The sequence below is a fragment of the Vreelandella arctica genome, assembly GCF_037070215.1.
GTDB classification, from domain to species: Bacteria; Pseudomonadota; Gammaproteobacteria; order Pseudomonadales; family Halomonadaceae; genus Vreelandella; species Vreelandella arctica.
On sequence record NZ_JBANSN010000003.1, the window covers coordinates 118,395 to 143,714 of the forward strand.

Below are 25,320 nucleotides of genomic sequence, written 5' to 3' on the forward strand. Positions count from 1 at the left end.
CTGGGCATTGTAGAGTGGGGCGTTAAAGGAGTCCAGTGTGGGCCTGATACAGAATATTTTAGCGGTTATTGTAGTGCTGGGCCTGTTAGTCACCTTTCATGAGTTCGGCCACTTTTGGGTGGCGCGTCGCTGCGGGGTTAAGGTGCTGCGTTTTTCAGTCGGCTTTGGCAAGCCGTTATGGTCACGGGTTGACCGTCAGGGCACTGAATATGCGATTGCCGCGATTCCTCTCGGCGGCTATGTCAAAATGCTTGATGAGCGCGAAGCGCCGGTGCCGGACGATCAGCTCGACCAAGCGTTTAATCGCAAGACAGTGTGGCAGCGCATTGCTATTGTAGCGGCAGGCCCGATCGCTAATTTTCTCCTCGCTATCGTCGCTTACTGGGCGCTGTTTGTCGCGGGTACCACGGTGGTTTCGCCGATGGTGGGGAGCGTTGCACCTGATTCACCTGCCGAAGAGGCAGGGCTTGTGCAGGGTGATGAAATTATCGCCATTCAAGGCGATGAGATGCGCTCTTGGGAAGATGTTAACCTAAAGCTGGTGTCGATTATTGGCTTCAGTGGCGATTTAGCTATCGCCGTGCGGCCTGAAAATTCGTCAGGTGCGCAGCGCTATACCCTGCCAGTCACTGATTACTTGGTTCGTCAGGATCCGCCACAGCCACTACAAACGCTCGGTATAACGCCTTGGCAGCCTGAGTTTCCGGCTATTTTGGGTCAAGTGGTGAGTGGTGAGGCCGCTGAGCAGGCGGGCCTGGTGGCGGGCGACACAATGGTGGCGATTAACGGTGAACCAGTCGATGATTGGATGCATTTCGTTAATATCGTCCGGGGTAGTCCTGGTGAAACGCTGCAACTTACCTACGAGCGAGACGGCGAGCAATCAACCGTTGGCCTCACTCCCGGGCGTAACAACTTGGATACAGGGGTTGAGATTGGCTATATCGGTGCTGGAGCTCAGCAGGTTGAGTGGCCGGCAGAGTTTCAGCGTGAAATACGTTATGGGCCCATCGAAGCGTTAGGCCAAGCGCTTTCACGCACCGGTGAGATGACACTACTCACCGTCGACGCTATACGAAAAATGTTGGTCGGGCTTATTTCGCCTTCTAATTTATCGGGGCCGATTACCATCGCGCAGGTGTCTGGCGATTCGGCACGTGCTGGGATGGAAGCGTTTGTCGGCTTTCTAGCGTATCTTTCTATCAGCCTTGGGGTGCTTAACCTATTACCTATCCCCGTGCTCGATGGTGGCCACTTGCTTTATTATTTTATGGAGGTCGTACGTGGACGGCCAGTATCTGAAAAAACTCAAGCCGTAGGATTGCGCATTGGGCTTGCCATGGTCGGTACCCTAATGTTGATGGCCCTCTATTTTGATCTGATGCGCCTGTGGTAATGACGCGTGTAGCGCGCAAGATGCCTTGTCATCTGCCTGCACAAATGTATATGGTGCCTTTCTGGAATGATCGGCAGACCAACGCGAGCGAATTGACTGCATGAAAATCAAGACCCTTGGAATGGCGGCACTCTTGCTGGCAGGCGCCAGCGGCGCCCAAGCACAATCCTTTGATGTTTCAGACATTCGAGTGGAAGGACTACAGCGGGTGTCCGCCGCCTCGGTCTTCAATGCATTTCCGGTGAGTGCCAATGAGCGCGTCAGCGAGCAGCAGCTTGCTGCCGCTGCGCGTGACTTGTTTGCAACGGGATTGTTTGATGATGTCTCGTTAGCACGCGAGGGTGATGTTCTCGTCATTCAAGTGGTCGAACGACCGACCATCGCGCGGCTACAGATTAGCGGTAACGACCAAATATCCGAAGAAGACTTGCGCGACGGGTTGCGCCAATCGGGGCTTTCGGAAGGCCAAGTACTTGAGCTTTCCACGCTGGAAGAGATTCAGCGCGAATTGGAAGGTGTCTACCAGGCTCAAGGTCGTTATAGCGCCAGTATTGATACCGAAGTTGAAGAGGTTGATGAAGGCCGCGTACAGGTCAATATCAACATCAATGAAGGCGAAGTTGCTAAAATTCGACAGATTAACATTGTTGGCAATGAAGCCTTTGATGATGAAACGCTGCGCCGCGTATTTGAACTAAATGATCGTCCAGGACGTATTTTTGGTTGGTTCTCTAGTGATGAGTACTCACGTGAAGCGTTGTCTGGCGACATTGAGCGGCTGCGTTCTTTTTACCTAGATCGAGGGTACGTTAACTTTGACGTCACCTCGACCCAGGTGTCGATTGGCCCCGAGCAATCCGAAATTTTTATTACCCTGAATGTTGATGAGGGTAATCAATACCGCGTGGGTAATATTCGTTTTGCTGGCGACCTACAGATTAGTGAGAATGAAGCGCGTCAGTTGCTTACCGTCGAAGAGGGTGAAATTTTCTCTCGCGGGGATGTGAACGCCTCAACTGAAGCGCTGCGACAGCGTCTCGGTGCCGAAGGTTTTGCCTTCGCTGATATTCAGGGCGTGCCTGAAATGGCGGGTGACGGTGAAACGGTTGACCTCGTCATTGCCGTAGATCCCGGTGAGCGTGCTTACGTGCGCCGCATTGAATTCTTTGGTAATACCACGACCGAAGATGAAGTACTGCGTCGTGAAATGATCCAGCTAGAAGGTGCCCCTGCGTCAACAGATGCCATTACGCAGTCTCGTCAGCGTCTTGAACGGCTGGGCTTCTTTAGCCAAGTCGAGGTGGATACCCAGCCTGTACCGGGCGAGCCAGACTTGCTGGACGTTACCTATAACGTTGAAGAGCAGCCATCCGGCTCGGTTTCTGCCAGTGTTGGCTTTTCACAAAGTGCTGGCGTTATTTACGGTGTAGGTCTGTCGCAAAATAACTTCCTTGGTACGGGTAATCGCGTCAATGTAGGGGCTCAGCGTAGTGATACGTTTACCAGCGTGAACTTTGGCTTCACCGACCCTTACTGGACGCTGGATGGCATATCGCGCGGTTATAATCTGTTCTATCGCGGAACCGACTATGTCAATTCTGATATATCGACATTCTCAACCGATGCTTACGGTGCTGGTATCAACTTTGGTTACCCCGTTAGCGAGCTTTCACGGCTTAACTTCGACGCCAGCATTGAAGACCAAACGGTTAAGACTTATTTCGATACTGCTTCAGAAATTCGCCGCTATGTAGAAGATCAAGGTGAAGATGCCCAAAGTCTCAAGCTAACGGCAAGCTGGACGCGTAATAACCTTAACCGTGGGATTATGCCGACAGCGGGCAATTACCAGCGTTTGTCAGTGGAAACGGGTGTGCCGGGTAGCGATGCGGAGTACTACAAGCTGCGTGCCCGTGCTCAGCAGTTTTTCCCGATCAATAATGACGAGTCCTTCGCATTCAAATTTACCGGTAACGTTGGCTATGCCGATACGTTGGGTGGTAACGATCCGTTCCCGTTCTATGAAAACTTCTACGCGGGCGGGTTAGGCTCGGTTCGTGGTTACACCTCTAATACACTTGGGCAGCGCACTACGCCTGCTAATGAAGGTGGCCGTGATCGCACCTTAGGCGGCAACGTTTCCATCGAAGGTAGCGCTGAAATTATTTTCCCGCTGCCATTTATTGAAGATCAGCGTGCGCTACAAACCTCGCTGTTTTTGGATGGCGGTAACACTTTCCTGAGTTCGTGCTACGACGTGCTTGCAGAAGATGCTGCCCGTCAGCAGTGTAACTCCGGTGTTGATCTTGGTGATCTACGCTACAGCGCTGGTATTGGCCTCTCTTGGCTGACGCCGGTCGGCCCGCTCACCTTTAGCGTCGCCAGGCCATTGAACGATGAGAGCGGGGACGATACACAGTTCTTCCAGTTCTCATTAGGACAAACGTTCTAAGCGACAAACGTTCTAATTTTGCTAGATCGCGTGCCATGGCGGCGCGCGGCTGGCGTGACCTAAGGAGTTAACACAATGCGTAAGCTGACAGCAGTTGTATGCCTGTTGGGCGCGATGATTTTGCCCGCTCATGCTGCAGAGGTCGCAGTGTTGGATTGGCGCGCGGCGCTGATGAATACTCAATCAGCACAGGCGTCAATGAGCACCCTGGAAGGGCAGATTGGCAATCAGCAGCGTGAAGCTCAGAATCTAGGCAATGAACTGCAACAGCTGCAGCAGCGTCTTCAGAACGAAGGCGAAACCATGGCACAGTCCCAGCGCGAGTCGCTGATCAGCGAATTACAGCAGAAGGGCAGTCGTTTTGAGCAGCTTCGCCAAGAAGTTATGCAAGCGCAGCAGAACTCCGAACAGCAGTTTTTAGAGGGCGCAGAGCCGAAGCTGGAACGAGCCGTCGCTCAGGTGTTGGAACGTCACGGTATTGATGTGCTGGTTGAGCCACAAGGCGTACTGCACTCAGGGGTAGACCTGCCCAACGTGACTGATGAAGTCACTCAGATTTTTGATACCTTGAACTAATTTTAAACGATAATTGGTGTGGCCTAGCCACACCAACGCTTCCCTGGGTTCTCATGACGCACGCTTCTCATCACCTTACCCTCGCAGACATTGCGCACCAATTGGGCATCGCCGTCAGCGGTAATGCTCAGCAGCCGATACGTGGCTTGGCGACGCTAAAAGAGGCCCAGCCGGACCAAGTGGCCTTTCTAGCCAATCGCGCTTATTTAAAAGATTTGGCGACGACTAAAGCGGCGGCGGTGCTTCTGCACCCTGAACATGGCAAGCACTGCCCTGTACCGCGCCTTGAGATTGATAACCCTTATTTAGGCTACGCCAAACTATCGCAGCTGTTTGACCCCTTGCCTGCTCGCGACATTATGGGAATACATCCCACGGCAGTAGTGGCGGAAGATGCTCAGCTAGGTGCCGATGTCTCCATTCAAGCCCATGCTGTGATTGAAGCAGGTGTGGTACTGGGTGATCGCGTGGTGATCGGGGCTGGCAGCGTGGTCGGCGCCGACAGCATCATTGGCGAGGGAACGCGGCTACACGCCAACGTCACCCTCTGTCATGGCGTAGTGATTGGCAAGCGGGGAATCTTGCAAAGCGGCTGTGTGATCGGCGGTGATGGGTTCGGTTTTGCCCACGACGGCGCAGGCTGGCATAAAATTGCCCAGCTGGGCGGCGTCGTGCTCGGTGATGATGTGGAAGTAGGAAGTTGTTCCAGCATTGATCGCGGCGCGCTGGGTGATACGGTCATTGGCGATGACGTCAAAATCGATAGCCAGGTACAAATTGCTCATAACGTGATCATTGGCGACCACAGTGCCTTAGCGGGCTGTGTAGGTATTGCGGGCTCTACCAAGGTCGGAAAGCACTGTATGCTCGGGGGTGGCGTTGGTTTGTCAGGCCATCTGACCATCTGCGACGGGGTTCAGGTGACAGGGATGAGTTTGGTCACGAATTCAATCCATGAACCAGGGGTTTACTCTTCCGGTACCGGCGCCATGGCCAATACCCAGTGGCGAAAAAATGCAGTGCGTTTTAAACAGCTTGATGACATTGCTAAGCGCTTAGCAAGACTGGAAAAAAAGCAGCGTGATTAGTCTATGTGGTGAGTCGTCGCTGAATGATTTATCCGCTGCTGGCTTGAGACTGGTTAGCGGCGGGGTATAATCCTCAGCCTTTTAACCAGCAGGCGTGCTGGTGTTTACCTGACTCTTTTCATGAGTTCCAGGTTTTTTGTAATTTTAGAGGTCGCTACGATGGTTATGGATATTAATGAAATTCGCGAGTACTTGCCCCACCGTTACCCCTTTTTGTTGGTGGATCGAGTAACGCAATTAACCACCGGCGAATCCATCGTTGCGTACAAAAACGTCAGTATTAATGAGCCGTTCTTCAACGGCCATTTCCCCCATCACCCGATTATGCCTGGTGTATTAGTGCTTGAAGCCCTTGCTCAGGTATGTGGCATTCTTGGCTTTAAAACGGTTAATAAACTGCCTGCCGATGGTTATGTTTATTATCTGGTAGGCAGTGATAACGTGCGCTTTAAGCGTCCGGTCATGCCGGGCGACAAACTCACGTTAGAAGCCGATGTGATCAAAGGCAAGCGGGGTATCTGGAAATTTGCATGCCGTGCCACGGTGGATGGCGAACTGGCCTGCGAAGCAGAAATTATTTGTGCCGAGAGGAAGGTGGCTTGATACATCCTACTGCACTGGTCGACCCGACGGCGCGTCTTGCTGACGATGTTGAGGTAGGCCCATTTAGCATCATCGGGCCAGACGTCACTATCGGCGCTGGTTCTGTGATTGGCCCGCATGTGGTGGTGAAAGGCCCCACCACGTTAGGCGTGCGAACGCGTATTTTTCAGTTCGCCTCGGTAGGCGAAGACTGCCAGGACAAAAAATACGCAGGCGAGCCGACGCGGTTAGTCATGGGCGATGACAATGTAATTCGTGAAGGCGCCACGATCCATCGTGGTACCGTTCAGGATCGCAGCGAAACTACTATTGGTTCGCGCAATTTGTTGATGGCCTACGTGCATGTCGGGCATGACTGCGTGATCGGTAACGACTGCATTTTAGCCAATCAGGTCACCTTGGCGGGGCATGTTACTGTTGGCGATTATGTCATTTTGGGTGGTTTGGCGGCAGTGCACCAGTTCTGTCACTTTGGCGATCACGCCATGGCCGGTGGCGGTTCGATCATCACCAAAGACACGCCTGCCTATATCATGATCAATGGCAACCCTGCCGAAGCACGTGGCCTCAATCTGGTGGGCTTGAAACGGCGTGGCTTTAGCCGCGAAGCGATTAGTGCATTAACCGCCGCCTATAAAATGGTCTATCGTCAGGGTCTGACGACAGAGCAGGCGCTTATTGAAATGCGCAGCCGCTTTGAACTGCCTGAAGTCGAGCATTTTGCCGCCTCTATTGAGCGTTCGACCCGCGGCATTACCCGCTAACCCATGCTAAACCGTCTGTGATCTTGCAATGATGACCCTGCACCGCGTTTACCTCGTGGCCGGAGAGCTCTCCGGCGATATTCTTGGCGCTGGGCTGATACGTGAGCTCAAAGCGCGCCACCCCGGCGTCGAGTTTCGTGGTATCGGCGGCCCCCGCATGCAGGCCGAAGGCATGACGAGCCGCTTCCCCCTCGAAACGTTGGCGGTAATGGGGCTGGTGGAAGTGCTCAAGCACCTCCCAGAATTGATCCGTGTGCGTCGTACCCTGAAAGCCGAAGCCTTGGCCTGGCAGCCGGACATTATGCTCGGCATTGATGCACCTGACTTCAATTTAGGCCTGGAGCGCCAGCTCCGTGAAGCGGGCATTATGACCGCCCACTACGTGAGCCCTTCCGTGTGGGCGTGGCGACAGGGGCGGGTAAAAGGTATTGCCAAGTCGGTAGACGGCATGCTGACACTGCTGCCTTTTGAAGCCGCCTTCTATCGCGAACACCGTGTCCCCGTCGCCTTTGTGGGTCACCCTCTGGCCGACGAAATGCCGCTGGAAAATGACCGTGTTGCCACCCGCCAAGCGTTGGAGCTGGCGCCTGATAGCCAGGTGTTGGCGCTGTTGCCAGGCTCTCGGGCCAATGAAATTCGGTTTTTGGGCGATACCTTTCTTGCCGCCGCCGAATTGCTCTGCCAGCGCCACCCAGCGCTGCGCGTGGTGGTTCCTGCCGCGACGGTGGATCGTCATCGTGAAATTAGCGAATTGTTGACGCACTACCCATTGCTGGCTCAGCGCGTCACGCTGCTCAATGGACAAGCCCGTGAAGCGATGGTAGCCAGCGATATCGTGCTGCTGGCCTCGGGTACCGCCGCGTTGGAAGCCATGTTGTGCCATCGCAGCATGCTGGTGGCCTACAAGATGGCACCAATGACGCATTGGCTAGCCAAGCGAATGGTGAAAACTCAGTGGGTGTCGCTGCCCAATCTGATCGCTCAGGAGACGCTGGTGCCGGAACTGATTCAAGAGGCCGCCTCACCCGAGGCGATTGCCGACCAGCTCAGTGCCATGCTGTCAGATGAGGCAAGCCGCCATGCGTTGGAAGCACGTTTTGCCGAGATGCACGCTACGCTACAGCGCAACGCCAGTCGGCGCGCCGCCGAGGCGATCAGCCAGCTAGCAGCAGGTCAGCCACTGGAGACTGTTGATGGCCGTTAGAGATAGGGTGACAGCGCATTGGTTGATTGAGCACAAGGATTTTCAACCGCTAGAAATTGCCTACAGTGGTGAGCGTCTGGCAGGAGTGGATGAGGTAGGACGTGGGCCGCTGATCGGCAGCGTGGTAGCCGCCGCGGTAATTCTCGACCCCGCTCAGCCGGTTGACGGTCTTACCGATTCTAAAAAGCTTACTGCCAGTAGGCGTGAAGCGCTGGATAGCCAAATTCGCGAGCGGGCATTCGCCTTTGCCGTGGCAGAAGCCAGCGCTGCCGAAGTGGATGAGCTGAATATTTACCACGCCACCCACTTGGCCATGCGTCGAGCCATTGATGCACTGGCTCCGGCGGCGGAATATCTACTTGTGGATGGCAATAAATTACCTGGGCATCTGCTGCCCGGGCAGGCCGTGGTGAAAGGCGATGCGCGCCACGCGGCCATCGCCGCCGCCTCGATTCTGGCCAAGGTTGCCCGGGATGCCCAAATGGTTGCCTTGGATGAGTGCTATCCTGAATATGGTTTTGCGCGCCATAAAGGCTACCCGACCAAAGAGCACCTGACGGCGCTTGCAGCTCACGGGCCACTGGCCGAACATCGTCGTAGCTTTGCGCCGGTGCAGCGTCAGTTGGCGCTGCTTTAACGTATTTCTTCTTCATCTAGCGTATTTCTGAGAGTCTCATGACGGTCCCGTTCGTTCATTTACGTTTGCACAGTGAATACTCACTGGTCGACGGCCTGGTTAAGCTCAAATCGCTGGTCAGCACGACTGCTGAACGGGCGATGCCAGCGCTGGCCTTGACCGATGAAACCAACCTGTTTGGTCTGGTCAAGTTTTACAAAGCCGCCCAGGGGGCGGGGTTGAAACCGATCATTGGCAGCGACTTATGGCTGCAGAACCCTCATGACGAGTCTCACCCTTATCGGTTAACGCTGCTGGCCATGAATGAGGTTGGTTATCGCAACCTGACCGAGCTGATCTCGAAGGGCTGGACGCATGGTCAACGCCAGGGGCGCGCCATTCTCGATAAGCAGTGGGTACTGGAGCAGAGTGAAGGGCTGATTGCGCTGTCTGGTGCGCGAGAGGGCGATATTGGTCGCCATCTGCTCTCTGACCACGAACGAGAAGCGCGGCAACTGCTTGAAGAGTGGCAGGTCGCGTTTCCTGATCGCTTTTACCTAGAGCTGGTGCGCACCGGGCGCCCGCTGGAAGAGGCTTGTGTTCACGCCAGCGTCAAGCTAGCGATTGAAACCGGCACGCCGGTGGTGGCGACCAACGACGTACGCTTTTTAGAGCGCGAAGATTTTTGGGCCCACGAAACCCGCGTTGCCATTGGTGAAGGCAAGGCACTTGACGATCCACGTCGCGAGCGCCGCTACACCGAAGAGCAGTACCTAAAAAGCCCCGACGAGATGGCGGCGCTGTTTGCCGACATCCCCGAAGCGCTGGAAAACAGCGTGATGATTGCCGAGCGCTGCAGCGTGGACGTGCGTCTGGGCGAGATTTTCCTACCCGAATTCGGAATTCCTGAGGATATGACCCAGGATGAGTTCTTCCGCAAGGTCTCTCACGATGGCCTGACGGATCGACTCGATTTTCTCTTCCCTGCTGAACGCTATCCCCGCGACAGCGATGAATACAAGGCGATCGACCAGCGCTACCGCGATCGGCTGGAGTTTGAGCTTAACGTTATTATCCAGATGGGTTTTCCTGGCTACTTCTTGATCGTAATGGACTTTATCCAGTGGGCAAAAGATAACAGCGTTCCTGTAGGCCCTGGACGCGGCTCAGGTGCTGGCTCGCTGGTGGCTTATGCGCAAAAGATCACCGACCTTGACCCGATCGGCTATGACCTTCTCTTCGAGCGCTTCCTGAACCCGGAACGTGTCTCCATGCCCGACTTTGACGTCGATTTCTGTATGGAGAAACGCGATAAGGTAATTGAGTACGTGGCCGAGCGTTACGGACGCAATGCGGTATCTCAGATCGTGACGTTTGGCACCATGGCCGCCAAGGCCGTGGTGCGTGATGTTGCACGCGCTCAGGGGCGGCCCTACTCGCTGGGGGATAAGCTCTCCAAGCTGATCCCCTTTGAAGTGGGTATGACCCTGGCCAAGGCCATTGAGCAGGAACCGGCGCTCAAAGAGTTTATCGGCAACGACGAAGAGGCCGAAGAGATTTGGGAGATGGCCCTCAAGCTGGAGGGCACCACGCGGGGCACAGGTAAGCACGCAGGCGGTGTGGTCATTGCGCCGACCAAACTGACGGACTTCTCGCCGCTGTTATGCGACGAGGACGGTTCAGGCTTGGTGGTGCAATTCGATAAAAACGATATCGAAGAGGCCGGGCTGGTTAAGTTTGACTTTCTGGGTCTACGCACGCTGACGATTATCGACTGGGCGCTGGAGATGGTCGATAAGGTGCGCAGCGTCAATGGCCAGGGGCCGCTCAATATCGACAGCATCCCGCTGGACGACGCGCCGACCTTTGAGATGCTCAAACGCGCTGAAACCACCGCGGTGTTTCAGCTCGAATCCCGTGGCATGAAAGAGCTAATCAAGCGCCTGCTGCCTGACTCACTAGACGATATGATCGCCCTGGTGGCGCTGTTCCGCCCCGGCCCGCTGCAGTCGGGCATGGTGGATGACTTTATCAACCGTAAGCACGGCCGGGCCGAAGTCTCTTATCCACACCCGGATTACCAGCACGAGCTATTGAAACCAGTGTTGGCACCTACCTATGGCATCATTCTCTACCAAGAGCAGGTCATGCAGATCGCTCAGGTCATGGCGGGCTACAGCCTTGGCCAGGCCGATATGCTACGCCGTGCCATGGGTAAGAAAAAGCCCGAAGAGATGGCCAAGCAGCGCGATGGCTTTATGGAAGGTTGCGCCGCCAACGGTATCGATAAAGATCTTGCCGGTAACATCTTTGACCTGGTGGAAAAATTCGCCGGTTACGGCTTCAACAAGTCGCACTCGGCCGCCTACGCCTTGGTTTCCTACCAAACGGCGTGGCTAAAAGCCCACTATCCGGGGCCCTTTATGGCCGCGGTGATGTCCACGGAAATGGACAACCTGGATAAAGTGGTACCCCTGATTGAGGAGTGCCGCAACCTCAAGCTCACCGTGACGCCGCCGGATGTCAACGTGGGCGGTTACAAGTTCACCGTCGATACCGATGCCCGAGTGGTTTACGGCCTGGGTGCGATTCGTGGCGTGGGCGAAGGACCGATTGGCGCCATTGTTGAAGCTCGCGAGGCAGACGGCCCGTTTAAGGATATCTTCGACTTCTGTCGTCGCATGGACCCTAAACGGATGAATAAGCGCACCCTGGAAGCACTGATTCGCTCCGGCGCGCTGGATACCATCGGTCCCAATCGCGCGGTGCTATTCGCTGCCATGGAAGATGCGCTGAAAGCCGCCGCTCAGAACCATACCAATCAAAACCTGGGTATGCTGGATATGTTCGGTGACGCCTTCGTTGAAGCTGACGACAGCGATAGCAACGTTTACGCCGAATATATCAACGCCCGAGAGTGGACTGATCGCGAGCGCCTCTCTGGGGAGAAAGACACCCTGGGGCTTTACCTAACGGGTCACCCGATCGACGAGTACGAGCGGGAATTAAAGCGCTTTGTGTCTACCCGGATCAGTGATTTAAAGCCCTCCCGCGATCCCCAGCGTGTCGCCGGTCTGGTGGTCGGCGTGCGCACCATGAAATCCAAGCGCGGCGACACCATGGCGTTTATTACCCTTGACGACCGCACCGGGCGTATTGAAGCCTCGCTGTTTGGGGAGCTTTTTGAGCAGTTACGCGGTCAGATTGAGGCCGATCAAGTGTTGATCGTTGAGGGTGAGGTTTCCAGCGATGAGTTCTCCGGCGGTCTGCGCCTGCGTGGTAAAGACGTGACACCCATGGTGACGGCGCGCATTCGCTACGGCCAAGCCGTGGAACTGGCGCTGGACGCGGGTCAGATCAATGGTCGCTTAATTGAAACCCTGCGCGACAGCCTGACGCCGTATCGTGATGAAGCTGGTCTTCCAGTACGGCTGCAGTATCGCCACCCGGCAGCGGTCGCTTGGCTGGAACTTGCCGATGAGTGGAAAGTCGCGCCGAGCGACGATTTACTGCTGGCGCTGCGGGATGTACAGGGCCAAGCAGGTGTACAGCTACGCTATCGCTAAGTTAAAGAGCAGGTGCCCAGCTTGCGTGGCAGGGTGAGGGTGCGATAATGCGCTTTATTACATTCTTGTTTTTGAACAGGCTTCTTTTTTACAGGCAGCGCCGATGAATCCTAATTATCTCGATTTTGAACAGCCGATTGCCGAACTTCAGGCAAAAATTGAAGAGCTGCGTCTAGTCAGTTCCGATAGCCAAGTGAACCTTTCCGACGAGATCTCTCGGCTGGAAGAGAAAAGCCGTAAGCTGACGGAATCGATCTTCAAGGATTTGACTCCCTGGCAGGTTTCGCAACTATCACGGCACCCCCAGCGCCCCTATACGCTGGACTATCTCGAACACATCTTCACCGACTTTGACGAGCTGCACGGTGATCGTAACTTCGCCGATGATGCCGCGTTGGTGGGTGGCATTGCACGCTTGAACGAGTCGCCGGTGATGGTGATTGGTCATCAAAAAGGCCGCGATGTAAAAGAGAAAGTTCGCCGCAATTTCGGTATGCCCCGCCCCGAGGGTTACCGCAAAGCGTGCCGCCTGATGGAAATGGCAGAACGCTTTAAAATGCCGATTCTGACGTTTATCGATACCCCCGGTGCTTATCCCGGTATCGATGCTGAAGAGCGTGGCCAGTCCGAGGCTATTGCCTATAACCTGGCCGTTATGTCGCGTCTGAAAACGCCGATTATCTCGACCGTGGTGGGCGAAGGTGGCTCCGGCGGCGCGCTGGCCATTGGCGTATGTGACGAGCTGCAGATGTTGCAGTACTCCACTTACTCGGTGATCTCACCGGAAGGCTGCGCCTCGATTCTATGGAAAAGTGCCACCAAGGCTTCTGATGCCGCCCAGGCCATGGGGATCACTGCCGAGCGCCTGAAGGAGCTGGGTTTTGTTGATTCGCTGATTAAAGAACCGTTAGGCGGCTCTCATCGCCATCCTCTCTCTACCGCCGAGCGCGTCAAGGAAGCGCTCACTGCGAGCCTGGAGCGCTTGCAGGCAATGGATACCGATGCGCTGCTTGAACGTCGCTACAAGCGCTTGATGAGCTATGGCGCCTCAGCCGCGTAGTACGCTTCAAGGCCTGCTTAATGACGCCCTGGCGGAAACCCCGCCGGGGCGCTCTATTTGGGTGGCACTCTCGGGCGGTTTGGACTCCTGTTTGCTGCTCGCGTTAGCCGTACAGGTCTGTGAACAAGCAGAACGCCCCCTGCGAGCCATTCATATCAATCATGGCCTGCAAGCGGCAGCATCGACATTTGAAGCCCACTGTCGGGCGCTTTGTGAGCGTGCCAACGTTCCCCTCACAGTCGCCGAGGTGGTAGTGGATACGCAAGGCGAGGGTATTGAAGGAGCGGCGCGCAATGCCCGTTATGAGGCCTTCTTCGCAACCATTCCAGCAGGAGATACGCTTTGGCTGGCCCAGCACCAGGATGATCAGGCGGAAACCTTTCTGCTTGCCGCCCTGCGCGGCAGCGGTGTACGTGGCTTGGCGGGTATGCCCTATCGGCGTGATGCCCACGCTATTACGCTGCTGCGCCCGTGGCTTACGGTGGGGCGGGCCGCGCTTGAGAAAGCCGCGCAGTCACTTGATCTCTGCTGGTGCGAAGACCTTACCAACAGCGATATCAGCCTTGATCGCAACCGCCTGCGCCACCGGGTGCTACCGGCGCTTCGTGAACGTTGGCCAGCGGCAGATGAGGCCTTGGCGAGTAGCGCCCAACATGCCAGCGAAGCCGACACCTTGCTGAGTGAGTATGCCCAGCAAGAGCTGCAAGCGTTACTTACCATTGATGGCCAATGCGTCGATAACCAATACTTGGACGCCGCAGCGCTAAGCGCGCGTTTGCGCCCCCGTCAGCGGCTTTTGGTGCGTACGCTTTGCCAGCAGCAAGGGTTGCCGACGCCGCCGCAAAAGCGCCTAGAGAGCCTGCTGGATCAATTAACAGCGAAGGTGGATGCCCAGGTATGCGTCGAGTGGCAGGGCGCTCAGGCGCGCCTGTGGCGTCAGCGGCTCTATCTGATGGCGCCTCTTGAGCCGCTACCGGCGTGGGAGGTTAGTTGGGATGGTCAAACGCCCCTGGAAACGCCCATCGGGCCGCTGGGCTGGCAAGTATCTTCGTTACCAACGCCATCCCAAGCGTCGTCTCAACTGCTCAGGGTCACTTGGCGACAGGGGGGCGAGGTCATTCAACTGCCAACGCGGGGTAGGCGCGATGTAAAGCGACTTCTTCAGGAGGCAGAGGTACCGCCCTGGGAGCGCGGACGGCTGGTGGTGATCATGCAGGCATCAGCGTGTATCGGAGTGATTGCTCCCCCTGACAAGCTGCTATGGCAAGCCGAGGGGGCGCGCTTCATCCGTCAGACTTTCCCTGCTGTATCAAAAGCTTGAAACCGGCGGCTTCCATAAACGCCTGCTCCTGCTCCAAGTCGGTACTCAGCAGGGTGGGTTCATCGCTGGCAGGCAGCGTGATCGTCAGGCTATCGCTGTCAGCGCTTATTTCCGGTAGCGCGGGTGCGGTTTCCGGGCGGGAATGGTTGAGCAAAACGGCTAAACGCAGCAGTCGGGCGAGCTTCTGGGTAGTCTCCCGTTGCGCTTCCGGCAGGGCCTGCCACTCCTTGAGCGGAAATTTACGCCGGTGCGCGCGCACTAAAAACGCCAGCTGACGCTGTTCTGGGCGTGAAAAACCCGCAAGATCCGAGTGCTCCAGCAGGTAGGCGCCGTGGCGGTGAAACTGACTGTGGGAGATCGCCAGGCCGATTTCGTGCACGTGGCTGGCCCACTGCAAATAGCGGCCTTGATCAAGATTTAGCGACCAGACATGGCGTACCTGATTAAACAAACGCTCGGCAGTGTCGGCGACGTTAAGCCCTTGGCGGGTATCAACATCGTAAGTGCGCTGTAGCGACTCCAGGCTTTTCGAACGCGAGTCTTCGGCGGTATTGCGCCCGGCCATGTCGTAGAGCACGCCTTCGCGCAGCGCCCCATCGGCAAAGCGCATTTGGGTTAAATCAAAGGCTTCAAAGATTGCCCCAAGAATGGCAATACCCGCCGGGAATACCCTGGCACGGTCAGCCTTGAGGCCATCGAGCGCGACTTTATCCAGCTGCTTGCACTTCAGTAGCCGTTCGCGCAATTTCTTTAAACCATCGCGGGTGATAACCCCCTCGTGGGGCGTATCGCCATGAGCATGCAGCACGCTGGCGGCGGCCTTAATCGTCCCGCTAGAGCCCACCGGGTCGTCCCACCCCAGGCGTTGATAGGGGCGCTGAATATTGGCAAGCTCTGAAAGGGCGGCAAGCTCGGCGCGGCGCATGCGTTTTTCGTTTAGCTCGCCATCGGGAAAGAAGCGCCGGGAGAAGGTCACACAGCCCATGCGTAGACTTTCCAGCGCCTTAGGTTCAAAGGCTTCGCCGATAATAAATTCGGTCGAGCCGCCGCCGATGTCGATGATTAACCGTCGGCCATTTTCGGCCAGGGCGTGAGCGGCGCCTAAGTAGATCAAACGGGCTTCTTCGCGACCGGCAATAATTTCGATGGCATGGCCCAACTGAGCCTCGGCGCGTTCGATAAACGCTTGGCTATTATCAGCATCGCGCAGCGCGTTAGTGCCCACAATGCGCAAGTTGGCGTGGGTTATATCGCTTAAAAACGGTGCAAAGCGGCCCAGGCAGTCCAGCGCGCGCTGCATGGCGGCTTCGCTAAGTAGGCCATTATCGTCCAACCCCGCGGCGAGCTGTACTTTCTCACCCAAGCGGGCTACCACCTGGAGGCGTTCATGCTGGTAGTTGGCGACCAGTAGGTGAAAGCTGTTGGAGCCCAGGTCGATAGCGGCTAGGCGCTGCGGCGCACCGCTGTCTACCTCGGCGGAAGAGGCGGCAATGGGGAGCGAAATGTCCTTGGGCATGAGCTTTCCTTCGTGTTGGCTGTGCCAAGGTTGCGGTGACCTTTATCTATTGTCAATTGCAAAGGCTTGCGTTTGTCGCGGGGCTTGACTACCATCGAGCTACTGGCTTGATCTGACCTGGTTAGTTAGTGTGTCCACAAGTACTTCGTTGTTAAGATCGTTTGGATAGACCGTTTAGATAGAAGGCTTAAATAGACAGTTTAGATAAATCATCTTGCATGCGTCGTTCAAGTACGGCACCTTGGTCGCCCCAGACGTTATTCATTGTTTATCCCGTTAGCGTCAGCCAGAATTCCAAGTCGTCAGATAGCCCACTGGTTTAACCACTCTTCCTGTGTGAACCAGAGTAGACAAGTGTTAGCACCCTCGAGTTGAGTCTTAATAACAACTAGCAGCAGCGTTGTTAGTTAAGTCCAACGCCGTTCCTTTCATCTTCGAGCGCGTGCCTTTACCGGGGTCTGAACGCATCACACGGCGTCACTTTCACGCCTCCTGTCTTACTCCCGGCGCCTGGCGCCCAGCTTCCATGAGCAATTTTCTAACACACCGATGAATCTCACTGAACTCAAGCAAAAAACCGTTCCCGAGCTCCTCGATATCGCCCGTGAAATGGGTATTGATAACTTGGCCCGTTCGCGCAAGCAGGACATCATTTTCGCCATCCTCAAGAAACATGCCAAAAGTGGCGAGGATATTTATGGCGACGGTGTGCTGGAAATTCTTCAGGATGGCTTCGGCTTCCTGCGTAGCGCTGACAGCTCCTATCTCGCCGGTCCCGACGATATTTACATATCGCCTTCGCAGATCCGCCGTTTCAATCTGCGCAAGGGTGACTCCATTTCCGGCAAAATCCGTCCGCCCAAGGAGGGTGAACGCTACTTCGCCCTGCTGAAGGTCAGTCAAATCAACTTTGACCGTCCGGAAAATGCCAAGCACAAGATCCTGTTTGAGAACTTAACACCCCTGTTCCCAGACGATCGTATGCGTATGGAGATCGGTAACGGCTCCACGGAAGACCTTACCGCGCGGATCATCGATCTGACCGCACCGATTGGTAAAGGCCAACGTGGTCTGCTGGTATCGCCGCCCAAGGCGGGTAAAACGCTGATGCTGCAAAACATCGCGACCTCCATCACGCGTAATAACCCAGAGTGCCATTTGATCGTGCTACTGATCGATGAGCGCCCTGAGGAAGTGACCGAAATGTCGCGTACCGTGCGTGGCGAAGTGGTGGCGTCGACCTTCGATGAGCCCCCAGCGCGTCACGTGCAAGTGGCTGAAATGGTTATCGAGAAAGCCAAGCGCCTGGTTGAGCACAAGAAAGACGTGGTTATCCTGCTCGACTCCATTACTCGCTTAGCGCGTGCTTACAACACCGTGGTGCCTAGCTCTGGCAAAGTGCTCACCGGTGGTGTTGATGCCCATGCGCTTGAGAAGCCGAAACGCTTCTTTGGTGCGGCGCGTAACATCGAAGAGGGCGGCAGCCTGACGATTATCGCCACGGCGCTGGTGGATACTGGCTCCAAGATGGACGAAGTCATCTTCGAAGAGTTCAAGGGTACCGGCAACATGGAAGCCCACTTGGATCGCAAGCTGGCTGAGCGTCGCGTATTCCCGGCGATCAATATCCGTCGCAGTGGCACCCGTCGAGAAGACCTGCTGGCCTCTGAAGATGAAATGCAGCGCATGTGGATTCTGCGTAAGCTGCTTAATCCGATGGAAGACACCGCCGCTACGGAATTCCTGATTGATCGTTTGAAGGATACTAAGACCAATCTTGAGTTCTTTGAAGCGATGAAGCGCCGCTAATTGACAGCGCAAGTGCGACTAGCGTTAGCAGAGCCGCCGCTATGATCAACGCCGCTAATGTCATCTAGCGGCGCATTCGCCAGCCAAGGAGCGTTCCTTGAAGTATAAAGACTTGCGCGAGTTCATCACGGCGCTTGAAGCGCAGGGTGAACTCAAGCGTATCTCCGTCGAAGTCGACCCTTATCTGGAAATCACCGAAATCTGCGACCGCACGCTGCGTGCCGGTGGCCCGGCATTGCTGTTTGAAAACGTGAAAGGTCACAGCATGCCGCTGCTGGGCAACTTGTTTGGTACCCCCAAACGGGTAGCGCTTGGCATGGGCCAAGATTCGGTAGAAGCGCTTAGAGAAGTGGGTAAGCTATTGGCGTTTCTCAAAGAACCTGATCCGCCGAAAGGCTTGAAAGACGCCTGGGACAAGCTGCCGATTTTCAAGCAAGTGCTCAGCATGGGGCCCAAAAACGTCAAGCATGCGCCGGTACAAGAGGTGGTGTATGAAGACGACGAGGTCGACCTTGGCCTACTGCCGATTCAGCACTGCTGGCCCGGCGATGCGGGGCCTCTGGTCACCTGGCCACTGGTGATTACCAAAGGGCCGCATAAAAAGCGTCAGAATCTAGGGATCTACCGCCAGCAGAAAATCGGCAAAAATCGCCTGATTATGCGCTGGCTCTCCCACCGCGGCGGCGCCTTGGATTTTTTGGAGTTTCAAAAAGCCCACCCTGGCGAGCCTTTTCCGGTAGCAGTAGCGCTGGGTGCCGACCCGGCGACGATTTTGGGCGCCGTGACCCCGGTGCCGGATTCGCTGTCAGAATATGCCTTTGCGGGTCTGCTGCGTGGTTCACGCACCGAGCTTGTAAAGTGCGGTCATGCGGATCTTGATGTGCCCGCATCTAGCGAGATTATCCTCGAAGGCTTTATCTATCCGGACGACATGGCGGCGGAAGGCCCCTTTGGTGACCACACCGGTTATTACAATGAGGTCGACCACTTCCCGGTATTTACCGTCACGCGGATGACCATGCGCCGTGATGCGATTTACCACTCGACCTACACCGGGCGCCCGCCGGACGAGCCGGCCATTCTGGGCGTGGCCCTGAACGAAGTGTTTGTGCCCATTCTGTGCAAGCAGTTTCCCGAAATTGTCGACTTCTACCTGCCGCCGGAAGGCTGCTCTTATCGTATGGCGGTCGTGACGATGAAGAAGCAGTACCCCGGACACGCCAAGCGCGTCATGATGGGTGTCTGGAGTTTCCTCCGCCAGTTTATGTACACCAAGTTTGTGATCGTGCTGGATGACGATGTGGATGCGCGTAACTGGGAAGACGTGATCTGGGCGATCACCACGCGGATGGACCCCGCACGGGACACCGTCATGGTCGAGAATACGCCGATTGATTACCTCGATTTCGCCTCGCCGGTCTCAGGCCTTGGCTCGAAAATGGGGCTTGATGCTACCAACAAGTGGCCGGGAGAGACCGATCGTGAATGGGGCACCCCTATTATGATGGACGAAGCGGTTAAAGCGCGGGTAGATGAACGCTGGGAAGCACTGGGCATAGGCCTGGCGTTACCGCCCTCTCGCCTTTGATAGACTGAAGACAGCCGTTGATCATGCGTATCGCTGACCGAATTTGTTAAAAGAGGCTTTCATGAGTGCAAGGACGTTGACTTGCCAAGTCACCGAGGTTGAGAACTTAAACCCCGATGTGTTTGGCGTAACGCTAGCCGGGCGCGCCGAAGCCATGCAGCATGCGCCGGGGCAATATTTAGAACTGAAGATAGACGACACAACCTGGGTACCGTTTTCGATTGCCAGCGCTGAACGGGGTGATGGCATCATTGAACTACATATCCAACATTGGCCAGAGCGAGATAACTCCGCGCGGTTACGTGAGCTGCTTCAGGTGGCCAACCAGCTTACCTTGCGTTTGCCGGATGGGGATTGCGTGTTGGATCGTCAGAGCGAGCGGCCATTAATGCTGATAGCCGCTGGCACTGGTTTCTCGCAGATGAAAGCGATTATTGAAGCAGTACTCCACGAGCAGCCAGAGCGTGAAATTTCGCTATGGTGGGCAGCGCGTGAACATCGCGACCTGTACTTGGAGCAATTGGCGAGTTCGTGGGCGCAAACCCATGCTAACGTCTCGTTTCATGCAGTGACCGAGCTTCCGTTAGAAGAGCCGATGGCAGTGGGCGAGCGGATCAACCACCACCAGGGGCGTATTGACCAAGTCTTGAAAGACGCAGAGATAACGCTGGACACCCATGATGTATATATCTCGGGTTCACCCGGCATGGTATATGCCTGCTTGGATGTGCTCGAGACGAAAGGCGTGAAGCTTGAGCGAGTGTTTTCGGATGTGTTTGCCTACGCCCCTCGAACTACTTAATATGGCCGCAGGTTTTTTGAGACTCCCCTGATATAGCGTTGATAAAAAAGGAGGCTAACATGGCCCATCACGACGAAGACTATAAAGACGAATCTGGCTTTTTATCCATTTTTCTCGGCATAGTGGTATTGGTTAGCATGGCAGCACTGCCCGCGACGATTGGCTGGGTACAAGCTTTTAGCGGTTGAGTGTTGCCATTTGCAACGCTTGCAGGCAGGATAAAAACCACAACATCATTGCGGCAGCCTTAGCGGACGATTCTTTCGGGCGAGCCATTACTAACGGAAACTAGAGACATGCAGCGACTCACCACGCCACACACGATGAAACCACTGCCAGACATGGCTGATGGCGTGTGCGTGCTCATGGGTAGCGCAGGCTCTTATTGGTATTGGTTTAGCCACGGTGTGCCCTTGGCCGACGCCTAACGTCGCGCCACCAGGCACACCACTCGGTTGCCTGCCGCAAGCACAGAAGCCCCGGTCGGTAACCCCGCCGGGGCTTTTGGCGTTTTTAGTCCCTGCTACTAACGGGTTTGGTTAACTTTCATCACTATTTCATCAAGGAGCAGCATCATGATTTATCGTGGACTGGCTAACGCGTTCGCTACCGGCTATGTGGGCTATGGCTATGGCTATGGCTATGGCTATGGCTATGGCTATGGCTATGGCTATGGCTATGGCTATGGCTATGGCTATGGTTGGCGATTTAGCGACGCGCGGTCGGTGCTAGCTGCCACCTCCGACCGCGTGCGCCTGGGTGGTCACCTAGTCAAACGATGTACGATTGCGGAGAATTAATCATGAATGCGCCCATCAGCTCTGTTGTAAATAAACCAGCCGTCAATACTGCCCAGGTCACTTCGCAGCTTACGCCTACCACCTCTAAAAGGCTGCCTACCCCCGCCGACCTGCGTCAGCGTGTCTCGTTAAGCGACCCGCTAAGTGAGCAAATTGCCCGCCAGCGTCACGCTGTACAGCAAATCCTAAGCGGTCACGATGACCGTCTACTCGTGGTGGTCGGCCCCTGCTCAGTGCACGACCCTGATGCCGCGCTTGAGTACGCCGACCGCCTGGCAGCGCTCAGTGAAGAAGTGAGCGGGCAGATATTACCCGTGATGCGTGTCTACATTGAAAAACCCCGCACCACCGTGGGTTGGAAAGGGCTGGCCTACGACCCTGATTTAGATGGCAGTGGCGATATGCCCCGTGGCCTGGCGCTCTCCCGTGAACTGATGCACGCCGTGGCGGCGCGTGGCCTGCCGGTGGCCACCGAGCTTCTGCAGCCGATGCTGGCACCTTATCTGGACGATTTGCTGAGCTGGGTCGCGATTGGTGCGCGCACCACTGAATCGCAACTGCACCGGGAGCTGGCCAGTGATTTAGCCGCGGCGGTGGGGTTCAAGAATGCTACCAGTGGCGACGTTCAAGTCGCGATTGATGCCATGAGTGCGGCGGCCCACCCGCACCAGCGCTTTGCCGTTGATCCTCAAGGCCACCCGATCGTCCAGCAAACCATTGGCAACCCACACACCCACGTAGTACTGCGCGGTGGTCACGGTGAACCCAACTACCAGACTCAGCACGTACGAGCTGCTACCACCGCACTACGTAACGCGGGCCAAAACCCACGGCTGATGGTGGATTGCAGCCACGCTAACGCACGTAAGGATCACCGTCGCCAGAGCGAAGTGATGCTGGATGTACTCGCCCAGCGCCAGTCGGGGGAAGCCAATCTGGTGGCATTGATGTTGGAAAGCCATTTATTCGAAGGCAAGCAGCCGCTCAAGCCAGGTGCTATGCGCTACGGTGTTTCGGTGACCGACGCCTGCGTGGGCTGGGAGACTACCGAGCACTTACTTAAAACAGCCGCGGAGCGTTTGAGTTAAGCCTCGCTAACACTAGTACTTGTTTGCCATGGCCAGCCCCGTATCATAAGTAACTTATTTTGATGATGAGGCTGGCCATGGTATTTGCCCTAGAAGATCACGACCCTGAGACCTACCGCCGTAAAGCCCGCATGATCAGTTTTGCCATGGCAGGGCAACTGATTATTTTTGGCCTGCTGTTCTCCATGCTGCTCACGACCACCTTTGGCAGCAGTCTTTGGCTCAACGCCCTTGGCGTACTACTTGGGTTACTGGCCACCAGTGCACTTTTTGCCGTGCTGCGTGAGCGCCCGTGGATGACCGAAGTACGCTATGTTTGGCAGCTCAAACATCATTTGTCGCAAGTCAGCGGTTACCTTTCCCAGCTGCGTAAAGCAGTGGAAGAGAATAATCGCACAGCCTTGGACCTACTCACCTTCTATCACCAAGGCATGGCGCAGTTGGCAGAGCTTAACGGGCGTACCACCGACGACGATTCGGAGCGGCTGGCTGAAAAAATGCAGGTTAAGATCAAACGCGAAGCGCTGGGGTTGCCCCCGCAGGTGGAGCGTATTGATACCCATGACCTGCAGGCGTTCAAACGCGGATAAACGATACAGACAGCAAGAGCACTAGACACAAAGGGAGCGCGCTGAATGAAGAGGTTACACGCATGGGGTGGCGCCATTGTCGCAGCAGGCATGGCGGTCGTTATCGGAGGCTGTGCAGCGACGCCCTCCGCCGAAACGACGACAGCTAACCAGGCCACACTGGAGAACCGAGCCCCTTTTTTACCCTCGGCACTTTTTCCCGGCTCGGCGCAGCGCTTCGATGCGTGGCACTGTAGCCCAGCGCGCCAGAATTTAATCACCGCTGTCGACGGCGAAACGCTGCGTCTTTGGTCGCTGCATGGCGCCTGGCGCTTGCCGCAAGCGGTGGTGGCCAGCGGTGCTCGCTATCAAGACGGCGAAATCAGCTTCTGGAATCGCGGTGAGCAGGCATTGGTAGAAACGCCTCGTGGTCAACTCAAGTGCGAGCTGGCCGCTAGCCGTGATGCCTCAACCCGGAAGGATCACCCCGGGATAATGTTCCGCGGGCAGGGCAATGAACCCGGCTGGTCGGTTGCCTTGGCGAACGATACGCCAACACTGACGATGGAACTCAACTATGGGGAAGAGCGCGTTCAACAACCCTATATGATTAGCGTGATGGACAACGAAGCAGGCAGGGTCGTCATTGAAAACGCGGATGTGGAACCTTTCTTCCGCGTTCGCATTGAAGCTGGCGCCTGCTTTGACGACATGAGCGGTAAGCCTTTCCCTGCCAGGGTCACGCTGACCTACGGTGGGGAGCAATATAGTGGCTGTGGCCAAGGCATTGCTCCCTAATGGGTTTAGCAGCTTGGTTGAGTAACTTGGTTTAGCAACGATAGATAACACGCTCGGCCCGCCACTCTCGCGCCACAAAGTCGCTGGCGCAGAGGGCCGAGGTGTTGCCAGCGGCGCGAGCGGCAAGCCGGGAGAGCGTTGTCATATGAAGGCCGCGCGAACTTTCCACTTGTTCGCTCACCGCCAGCGGTACCCAGCGTTCCTCTTCTAACGTAGCCAGGGTGAAACTAAACGGATGAAACCCCGGAAAACCGAGCCGTATATCGGTGGCAATAAGCGTCTCTTTACCATCCAGCCAACGCTCTTCATAGCGCAGAAAAGGCCCTGCAAACCACGCCAAGCGCTGCCCTTGTAAGCTGGCCAAAAGAGGGGCTTCTAACGCTGCGTTACGAATCAGCGGTTCCAGGCGGGGCGGGTTGCTACCGTCAAACACACTGATCAAACTTTCATAATAGCGATCCCCATCCATCACCGTGGCGCGCCATAGCACAATATTGAACGGGGTTGGCTGAATCAGCAGGGGAGCCTTTTGTAGCCCCTGCTCCGCCAGCACTGGGGCGATACGTTGTTCAATCATTACTTTCGCCCCAGCCGCCATGGTCAGATAAACACAGCTGATGGCCAGCCCCCAAGTGCAGGCCTTTCTTACCCGCAAAGTGACCAAACCGAATCCCAGGGCGATGAGCAAGGCAAGGGTATAAAGCGGGTCGATAATGAAAATGATCGGCCAGGCCGCAGGCGTTACATCAAGTGGCCACAACAGCTGGGTACCGTAGGTGGTAAGGGCATCAAGCAGCGGGTGCGTGACCAGAATAAGTGTATAAAAGCACCACCAGCGGGGCAGGCTAATCGCCTTGATAGGCACAAAGCGTGCGCTCAGTAGTGCCAGCAGCGTGGCCAAGCCCGTCAGCATAAACAGTGAATGGCTAAAGCCGCGATGCTCGGTAACATTGGCCACGGCATCGCCGTAATCGATTATCACATCAAGATCAGGCAGAGTGCCCAGCACGGCGCCAATGAGAATGGCCTTTCGGCCCAAGCGCCGACCCAACACGGCACCACCAATGGCTGCGCCAAGCGCAGCTTGCGTGACTGAATCCACAGGTTTCTCCGACGGGTAAACCCAGCTAAGATAAACGTTATGGTTTAATTGTACAGCGTTGCGGCGTTTTATGTACGCTGTCACGTTTTTGTAAAGTATGGCTACGGTCGTTTTTTGAGGAGTCGATATGCAATACCTACATACCATGGTACGTGTGAGTGACCTAGATGCTTCGCTACGTTTTTACTGCGATCTGCTGGGTCTTAAAGAAGTCCGTCGTAAAGAAAACGAGAAGGGCCGCTTTACGCTGGTGTTCCTTGCCGCCTCCTTTGATGAAGCGCGCTCGGCGCGTCTCACCGCTCCTGAACTAGAGCTGACTTACAACTGGGATCCAGAAGAGTATTCGGGCGGTCGCAACTTCGGTCACTTGGCCTACCGCGTCGACGATATTTATGCGCTTTGCCAAAAGCTTCAAGACAACGGTGTGACCATCAATCGTCCGCCTCGCGATGGCCACATGGCGTTTGTAAAATCACCAGATGGTATCTCGGTTGAACTGCTGCAAAAAGGCGATGCACTCGAGCCGCAAGAACCCTGGGCGTCGATGGAAAATACCGGTAGCTGGTAGCTATTCCAGAAAGGCTAGCAAACAAGGACGATTC

The 25,320-nt window shown here is 55.8% G+C and carries 23 protein-coding genes; 21 read left to right on the forward strand and 2 right to left on the reverse strand.

All coding sequences use genetic code 11. The annotated features are described in order from the left end of the window. Positions 1 to 37: 37 nt before the first annotated feature. The 11 genes from rseP (at position 38) to tilS (ending at position 14,646) form a co-directional block, all read left to right on the forward strand. Positions 38 to 1,396 carry an RIP metalloprotease RseP gene (rseP, locus tag V8L70_RS03625; protein ID WP_336268881.1) on the forward strand — a complete coding sequence of 453 codons (1,359 nt, stop codon included), beginning with the start codon at positions 38 to 40 and terminating at the stop codon, positions 1,394 to 1,396. A gap of 100 nt (positions 1,397 to 1,496) precedes the next feature. Next, positions 1,497 to 3,848: an outer membrane protein assembly factor BamA gene (gene bamA / locus V8L70_RS03630; RefSeq protein ID WP_431313212.1), complete on the forward strand. Its 2,352-nt coding sequence runs from the start codon at positions 1,497 to 1,499 to the stop codon at positions 3,846 to 3,848. Positions 3,849 to 3,923: 75 nt separating this feature from the next. After that, entirely contained in the window at positions 3,924 to 4,424 is a 501-nt protein-coding gene (locus V8L70_RS03635; RefSeq protein WP_336268882.1) for an OmpH/Skp family outer membrane protein, read from the forward strand. Between the two features lie 53 nt (positions 4,425 to 4,477). Next, a complete protein-coding gene (lpxD, locus tag V8L70_RS03640) occupies positions 4,478 to 5,512 on the forward strand; it encodes a UDP-3-O-(3-hydroxymyristoyl)glucosamine N-acyltransferase (RefSeq protein WP_176302528.1) in 1,035 nt (344 codons plus the stop codon). A 159-nt stretch (positions 5,513 to 5,671) separates the two neighbouring features. Then, positions 5,672 to 6,115 carry a 3-hydroxyacyl-ACP dehydratase FabZ gene (fabZ, locus tag V8L70_RS03645; protein ID WP_008959868.1) on the forward strand — a complete coding sequence of 148 codons (444 nt, stop codon included), beginning with the start codon at positions 5,672 to 5,674 and terminating at the stop codon, positions 6,113 to 6,115. Beyond that, a complete protein-coding gene (lpxA, locus tag V8L70_RS03650; RefSeq protein ID WP_336268883.1) occupies positions 6,112 to 6,879 on the forward strand; it encodes an acyl-ACP--UDP-N-acetylglucosamine O-acyltransferase in 768 nt (255 codons plus the stop codon). The genes fabZ and lpxA overlap by 4 nt, the downstream gene beginning before the upstream one ends. Positions 6,880 to 6,910: 31 nt before the next feature. After that, the gene (gene lpxB / locus V8L70_RS03655; RefSeq protein ID WP_336268970.1) at positions 6,911 to 8,083 is read left to right on the forward strand and encodes a lipid-A-disaccharide synthase; all 1,173 of its coding nucleotides are present in this window, start codon (positions 6,911 to 6,913) and stop codon (positions 8,081 to 8,083) included. After that, on the forward strand, positions 8,073 to 8,720 hold the full coding sequence (gene rnhB, locus V8L70_RS03660; protein ID WP_101147403.1) for a ribonuclease HII: 648 nt from the start codon (positions 8,073 to 8,075) through the stop codon (positions 8,718 to 8,720). Before lpxB ends, rnhB begins: the two co-directional genes overlap by 11 nt. A gap of 38 nt (positions 8,721 to 8,758) precedes the next feature. Beyond that, a complete protein-coding gene (gene dnaE, locus V8L70_RS03665) occupies positions 8,759 to 12,265 on the forward strand; it encodes a DNA polymerase III subunit alpha (protein ID WP_101147402.1) in 3,507 nt (1,168 codons plus the stop codon). 103 nt (positions 12,266 to 12,368) lie between these two features. Beyond that, positions 12,369 to 13,325 carry an acetyl-CoA carboxylase carboxyl transferase subunit alpha gene (gene accA / locus V8L70_RS03670; RefSeq protein WP_101147401.1) on the forward strand — a complete coding sequence of 319 codons (957 nt, stop codon included), beginning with the start codon at positions 12,369 to 12,371 and terminating at the stop codon, positions 13,323 to 13,325. Continuing rightward, the gene (gene tilS / locus V8L70_RS03675) at positions 13,306 to 14,646 is read left to right on the forward strand and encodes a tRNA lysidine(34) synthetase TilS (protein ID WP_336268884.1); all 1,341 of its coding nucleotides are present in this window, start codon (positions 13,306 to 13,308) and stop codon (positions 14,644 to 14,646) included. Before accA ends, tilS begins: the two co-directional genes overlap by 20 nt. Here the strand turns inward: tilS and ppx are convergent. After that, complete coding sequence (gene ppx, locus V8L70_RS03680; protein WP_336268885.1) at positions 14,609 to 16,162, reverse strand: exopolyphosphatase; 1,554 nt, start codon at positions 16,160 to 16,162, stop codon at positions 14,609 to 14,611. The genes tilS and ppx overlap by 38 nt on opposite strands. Before the next feature lie 549 nt (positions 16,163 to 16,711). Between ppx and rho the strand changes: the two genes are divergently transcribed. The 9 genes from rho (at position 16,712) to V8L70_RS03725 (ending at position 23,616) form a co-directional block, all read left to right on the forward strand. Next, positions 16,712 to 17,971 (forward strand): transcription termination factor Rho, encoded by a 1,260-nt coding sequence (rho, locus tag V8L70_RS03685; RefSeq protein WP_007111700.1) that lies wholly within the window; start codon positions 16,712 to 16,714, stop codon positions 17,969 to 17,971. A 97-nt stretch (positions 17,972 to 18,068) separates the two neighbouring features. Beyond that, positions 18,069 to 19,559 (forward strand): 4-hydroxy-3-polyprenylbenzoate decarboxylase, encoded by a 1,491-nt coding sequence (gene ubiD / locus V8L70_RS03690; RefSeq protein WP_336268886.1) that lies wholly within the window; start codon positions 18,069 to 18,071, stop codon positions 19,557 to 19,559. A 61-nt stretch (positions 19,560 to 19,620) separates the two neighbouring features. After that, positions 19,621 to 20,361, forward strand: a complete 741-nt coding sequence (locus V8L70_RS03695; protein ID WP_336268887.1) for an NAD(P)H-flavin reductase — start codon at positions 19,621 to 19,623, stop codon at positions 20,359 to 20,361. Between the two features lie 59 nt (positions 20,362 to 20,420). After that, entirely contained in the window at positions 20,421 to 20,549 is a 129-nt protein-coding gene (locus tag V8L70_RS03700) for a hypothetical protein (protein WP_008959857.1), read from the forward strand. Between the two features lie 108 nt (positions 20,550 to 20,657). Beyond that, positions 20,658 to 20,789, forward strand: coding sequence for a hypothetical protein (locus tag V8L70_RS03705; RefSeq protein ID WP_269801109.1), 132 nt, complete (start codon positions 20,658 to 20,660; stop codon positions 20,787 to 20,789). Between the two features lie 147 nt (positions 20,790 to 20,936). Next, on the forward strand, positions 20,937 to 21,161 hold the full coding sequence (locus V8L70_RS03710; protein ID WP_336268888.1) for a hypothetical protein: 225 nt from the start codon (positions 20,937 to 20,939) through the stop codon (positions 21,159 to 21,161). A 2-nt stretch (positions 21,162 to 21,163) separates the two neighbouring features. Beyond that, positions 21,164 to 22,249, forward strand: coding sequence for a 3-deoxy-7-phosphoheptulonate synthase (locus V8L70_RS03715; protein WP_336268889.1), 1,086 nt, complete (start codon positions 21,164 to 21,166; stop codon positions 22,247 to 22,249). Between the two features lie 77 nt (positions 22,250 to 22,326). Further along, positions 22,327 to 22,839, forward strand: a complete 513-nt coding sequence (locus V8L70_RS03720) for a DUF3087 family protein (protein WP_101147395.1) — start codon at positions 22,327 to 22,329, stop codon at positions 22,837 to 22,839. A 45-nt stretch (positions 22,840 to 22,884) separates the two neighbouring features. Continuing rightward, positions 22,885 to 23,616, forward strand: a complete 732-nt coding sequence (locus V8L70_RS03725; protein WP_101147394.1) for an MliC family protein — start codon at positions 22,885 to 22,887, stop codon at positions 23,614 to 23,616. 31 nt (positions 23,617 to 23,647) lie between these two features. On the opposite strand, the gene V8L70_RS03730 is transcribed toward V8L70_RS03725, so the two are convergent. Continuing rightward, positions 23,648 to 24,718: a metal-dependent hydrolase gene (locus V8L70_RS03730; RefSeq protein WP_101147393.1), complete on the reverse strand. Its 1,071-nt coding sequence runs from the start codon at positions 24,716 to 24,718 to the stop codon at positions 23,648 to 23,650. 127 nt (positions 24,719 to 24,845) lie between these two features. Between V8L70_RS03730 and gloA the strand changes: the two genes are divergently transcribed. Then, entirely contained in the window at positions 24,846 to 25,286 is a 441-nt protein-coding gene (gloA, locus tag V8L70_RS03735; protein WP_101147392.1) for a lactoylglutathione lyase, read from the forward strand. Positions 25,287 to 25,320: the final 34 nt, after the last annotated feature.

What these genes read in the sequence shown, in the direction of transcription:
- bamA (WP_431313212.1), top strand. Translation starts at nt 1,497, where the DNA reads ATGAAAATCAAGACCCTTGGAATGGCGGCACTCTTGCTGGCAGGCGCC.
- V8L70_RS03635 (WP_336268882.1), top strand. Translation starts at nt 3,924, where the DNA reads ATGCGTAAGCTGACAGCAGTTGTATGCCTGTTGGGCGCGATGATTTTG.
- lpxD (WP_176302528.1), top strand. Translation starts at nt 4,478, where the DNA reads ATGACGCACGCTTCTCATCACCTTACCCTCGCAGACATTGCGCACCAA.
- fabZ (WP_008959868.1), top strand. Translation starts at nt 5,672, where the DNA reads ATGGTTATGGATATTAATGAAATTCGCGAGTACTTGCCCCACCGTTAC.
- lpxB (WP_336268970.1), top strand. Translation starts at nt 6,911, where the DNA reads ATGACCCTGCACCGCGTTTACCTCGTGGCCGGAGAGCTCTCCGGCGAT.
- rnhB (WP_101147403.1), top strand. Translation starts at nt 8,073, where the DNA reads ATGGCCGTTAGAGATAGGGTGACAGCGCATTGGTTGATTGAGCACAAG.
- dnaE (WP_101147402.1), top strand. Translation starts at nt 8,759, where the DNA reads ATGACGGTCCCGTTCGTTCATTTACGTTTGCACAGTGAATACTCACTG.
- accA (WP_101147401.1), top strand. Translation starts at nt 12,369, where the DNA reads ATGAATCCTAATTATCTCGATTTTGAACAGCCGATTGCCGAACTTCAG.
- tilS (WP_336268884.1), top strand. Translation starts at nt 13,306, where the DNA reads ATGGCGCCTCAGCCGCGTAGTACGCTTCAAGGCCTGCTTAATGACGCC.
- ppx (WP_336268885.1), bottom strand. Translation starts at nt 16,162, where the DNA reads ATGCCCAAGGACATTTCGCTCCCCATTGCCGCCTCTTCCGCCGAGGTA.
- rho (WP_007111700.1), top strand. Translation starts at nt 16,712, where the DNA reads ATGAATCTCACTGAACTCAAGCAAAAAACCGTTCCCGAGCTCCTCGAT.
- V8L70_RS03695 (WP_336268887.1), top strand. Translation starts at nt 19,621, where the DNA reads ATGAGTGCAAGGACGTTGACTTGCCAAGTCACCGAGGTTGAGAACTTA.
- V8L70_RS03700 (WP_008959857.1), top strand. Translation starts at nt 20,421, where the DNA reads ATGGCCCATCACGACGAAGACTATAAAGACGAATCTGGCTTTTTATCC.
- V8L70_RS03705 (WP_269801109.1), top strand. Translation starts at nt 20,658, where the DNA reads ATGCAGCGACTCACCACGCCACACACGATGAAACCACTGCCAGACATG.
- V8L70_RS03710 (WP_336268888.1), top strand. Translation starts at nt 20,937, where the DNA reads ATGATTTATCGTGGACTGGCTAACGCGTTCGCTACCGGCTATGTGGGC.
- V8L70_RS03715 (WP_336268889.1), top strand. Translation starts at nt 21,164, where the DNA reads ATGAATGCGCCCATCAGCTCTGTTGTAAATAAACCAGCCGTCAATACT.
- V8L70_RS03720 (WP_101147395.1), top strand. Translation starts at nt 22,327, where the DNA reads ATGGTATTTGCCCTAGAAGATCACGACCCTGAGACCTACCGCCGTAAA.
- V8L70_RS03725 (WP_101147394.1), top strand. Translation starts at nt 22,885, where the DNA reads ATGAAGAGGTTACACGCATGGGGTGGCGCCATTGTCGCAGCAGGCATG.
- gloA (WP_101147392.1), top strand. Translation starts at nt 24,846, where the DNA reads ATGCAATACCTACATACCATGGTACGTGTGAGTGACCTAGATGCTTCG.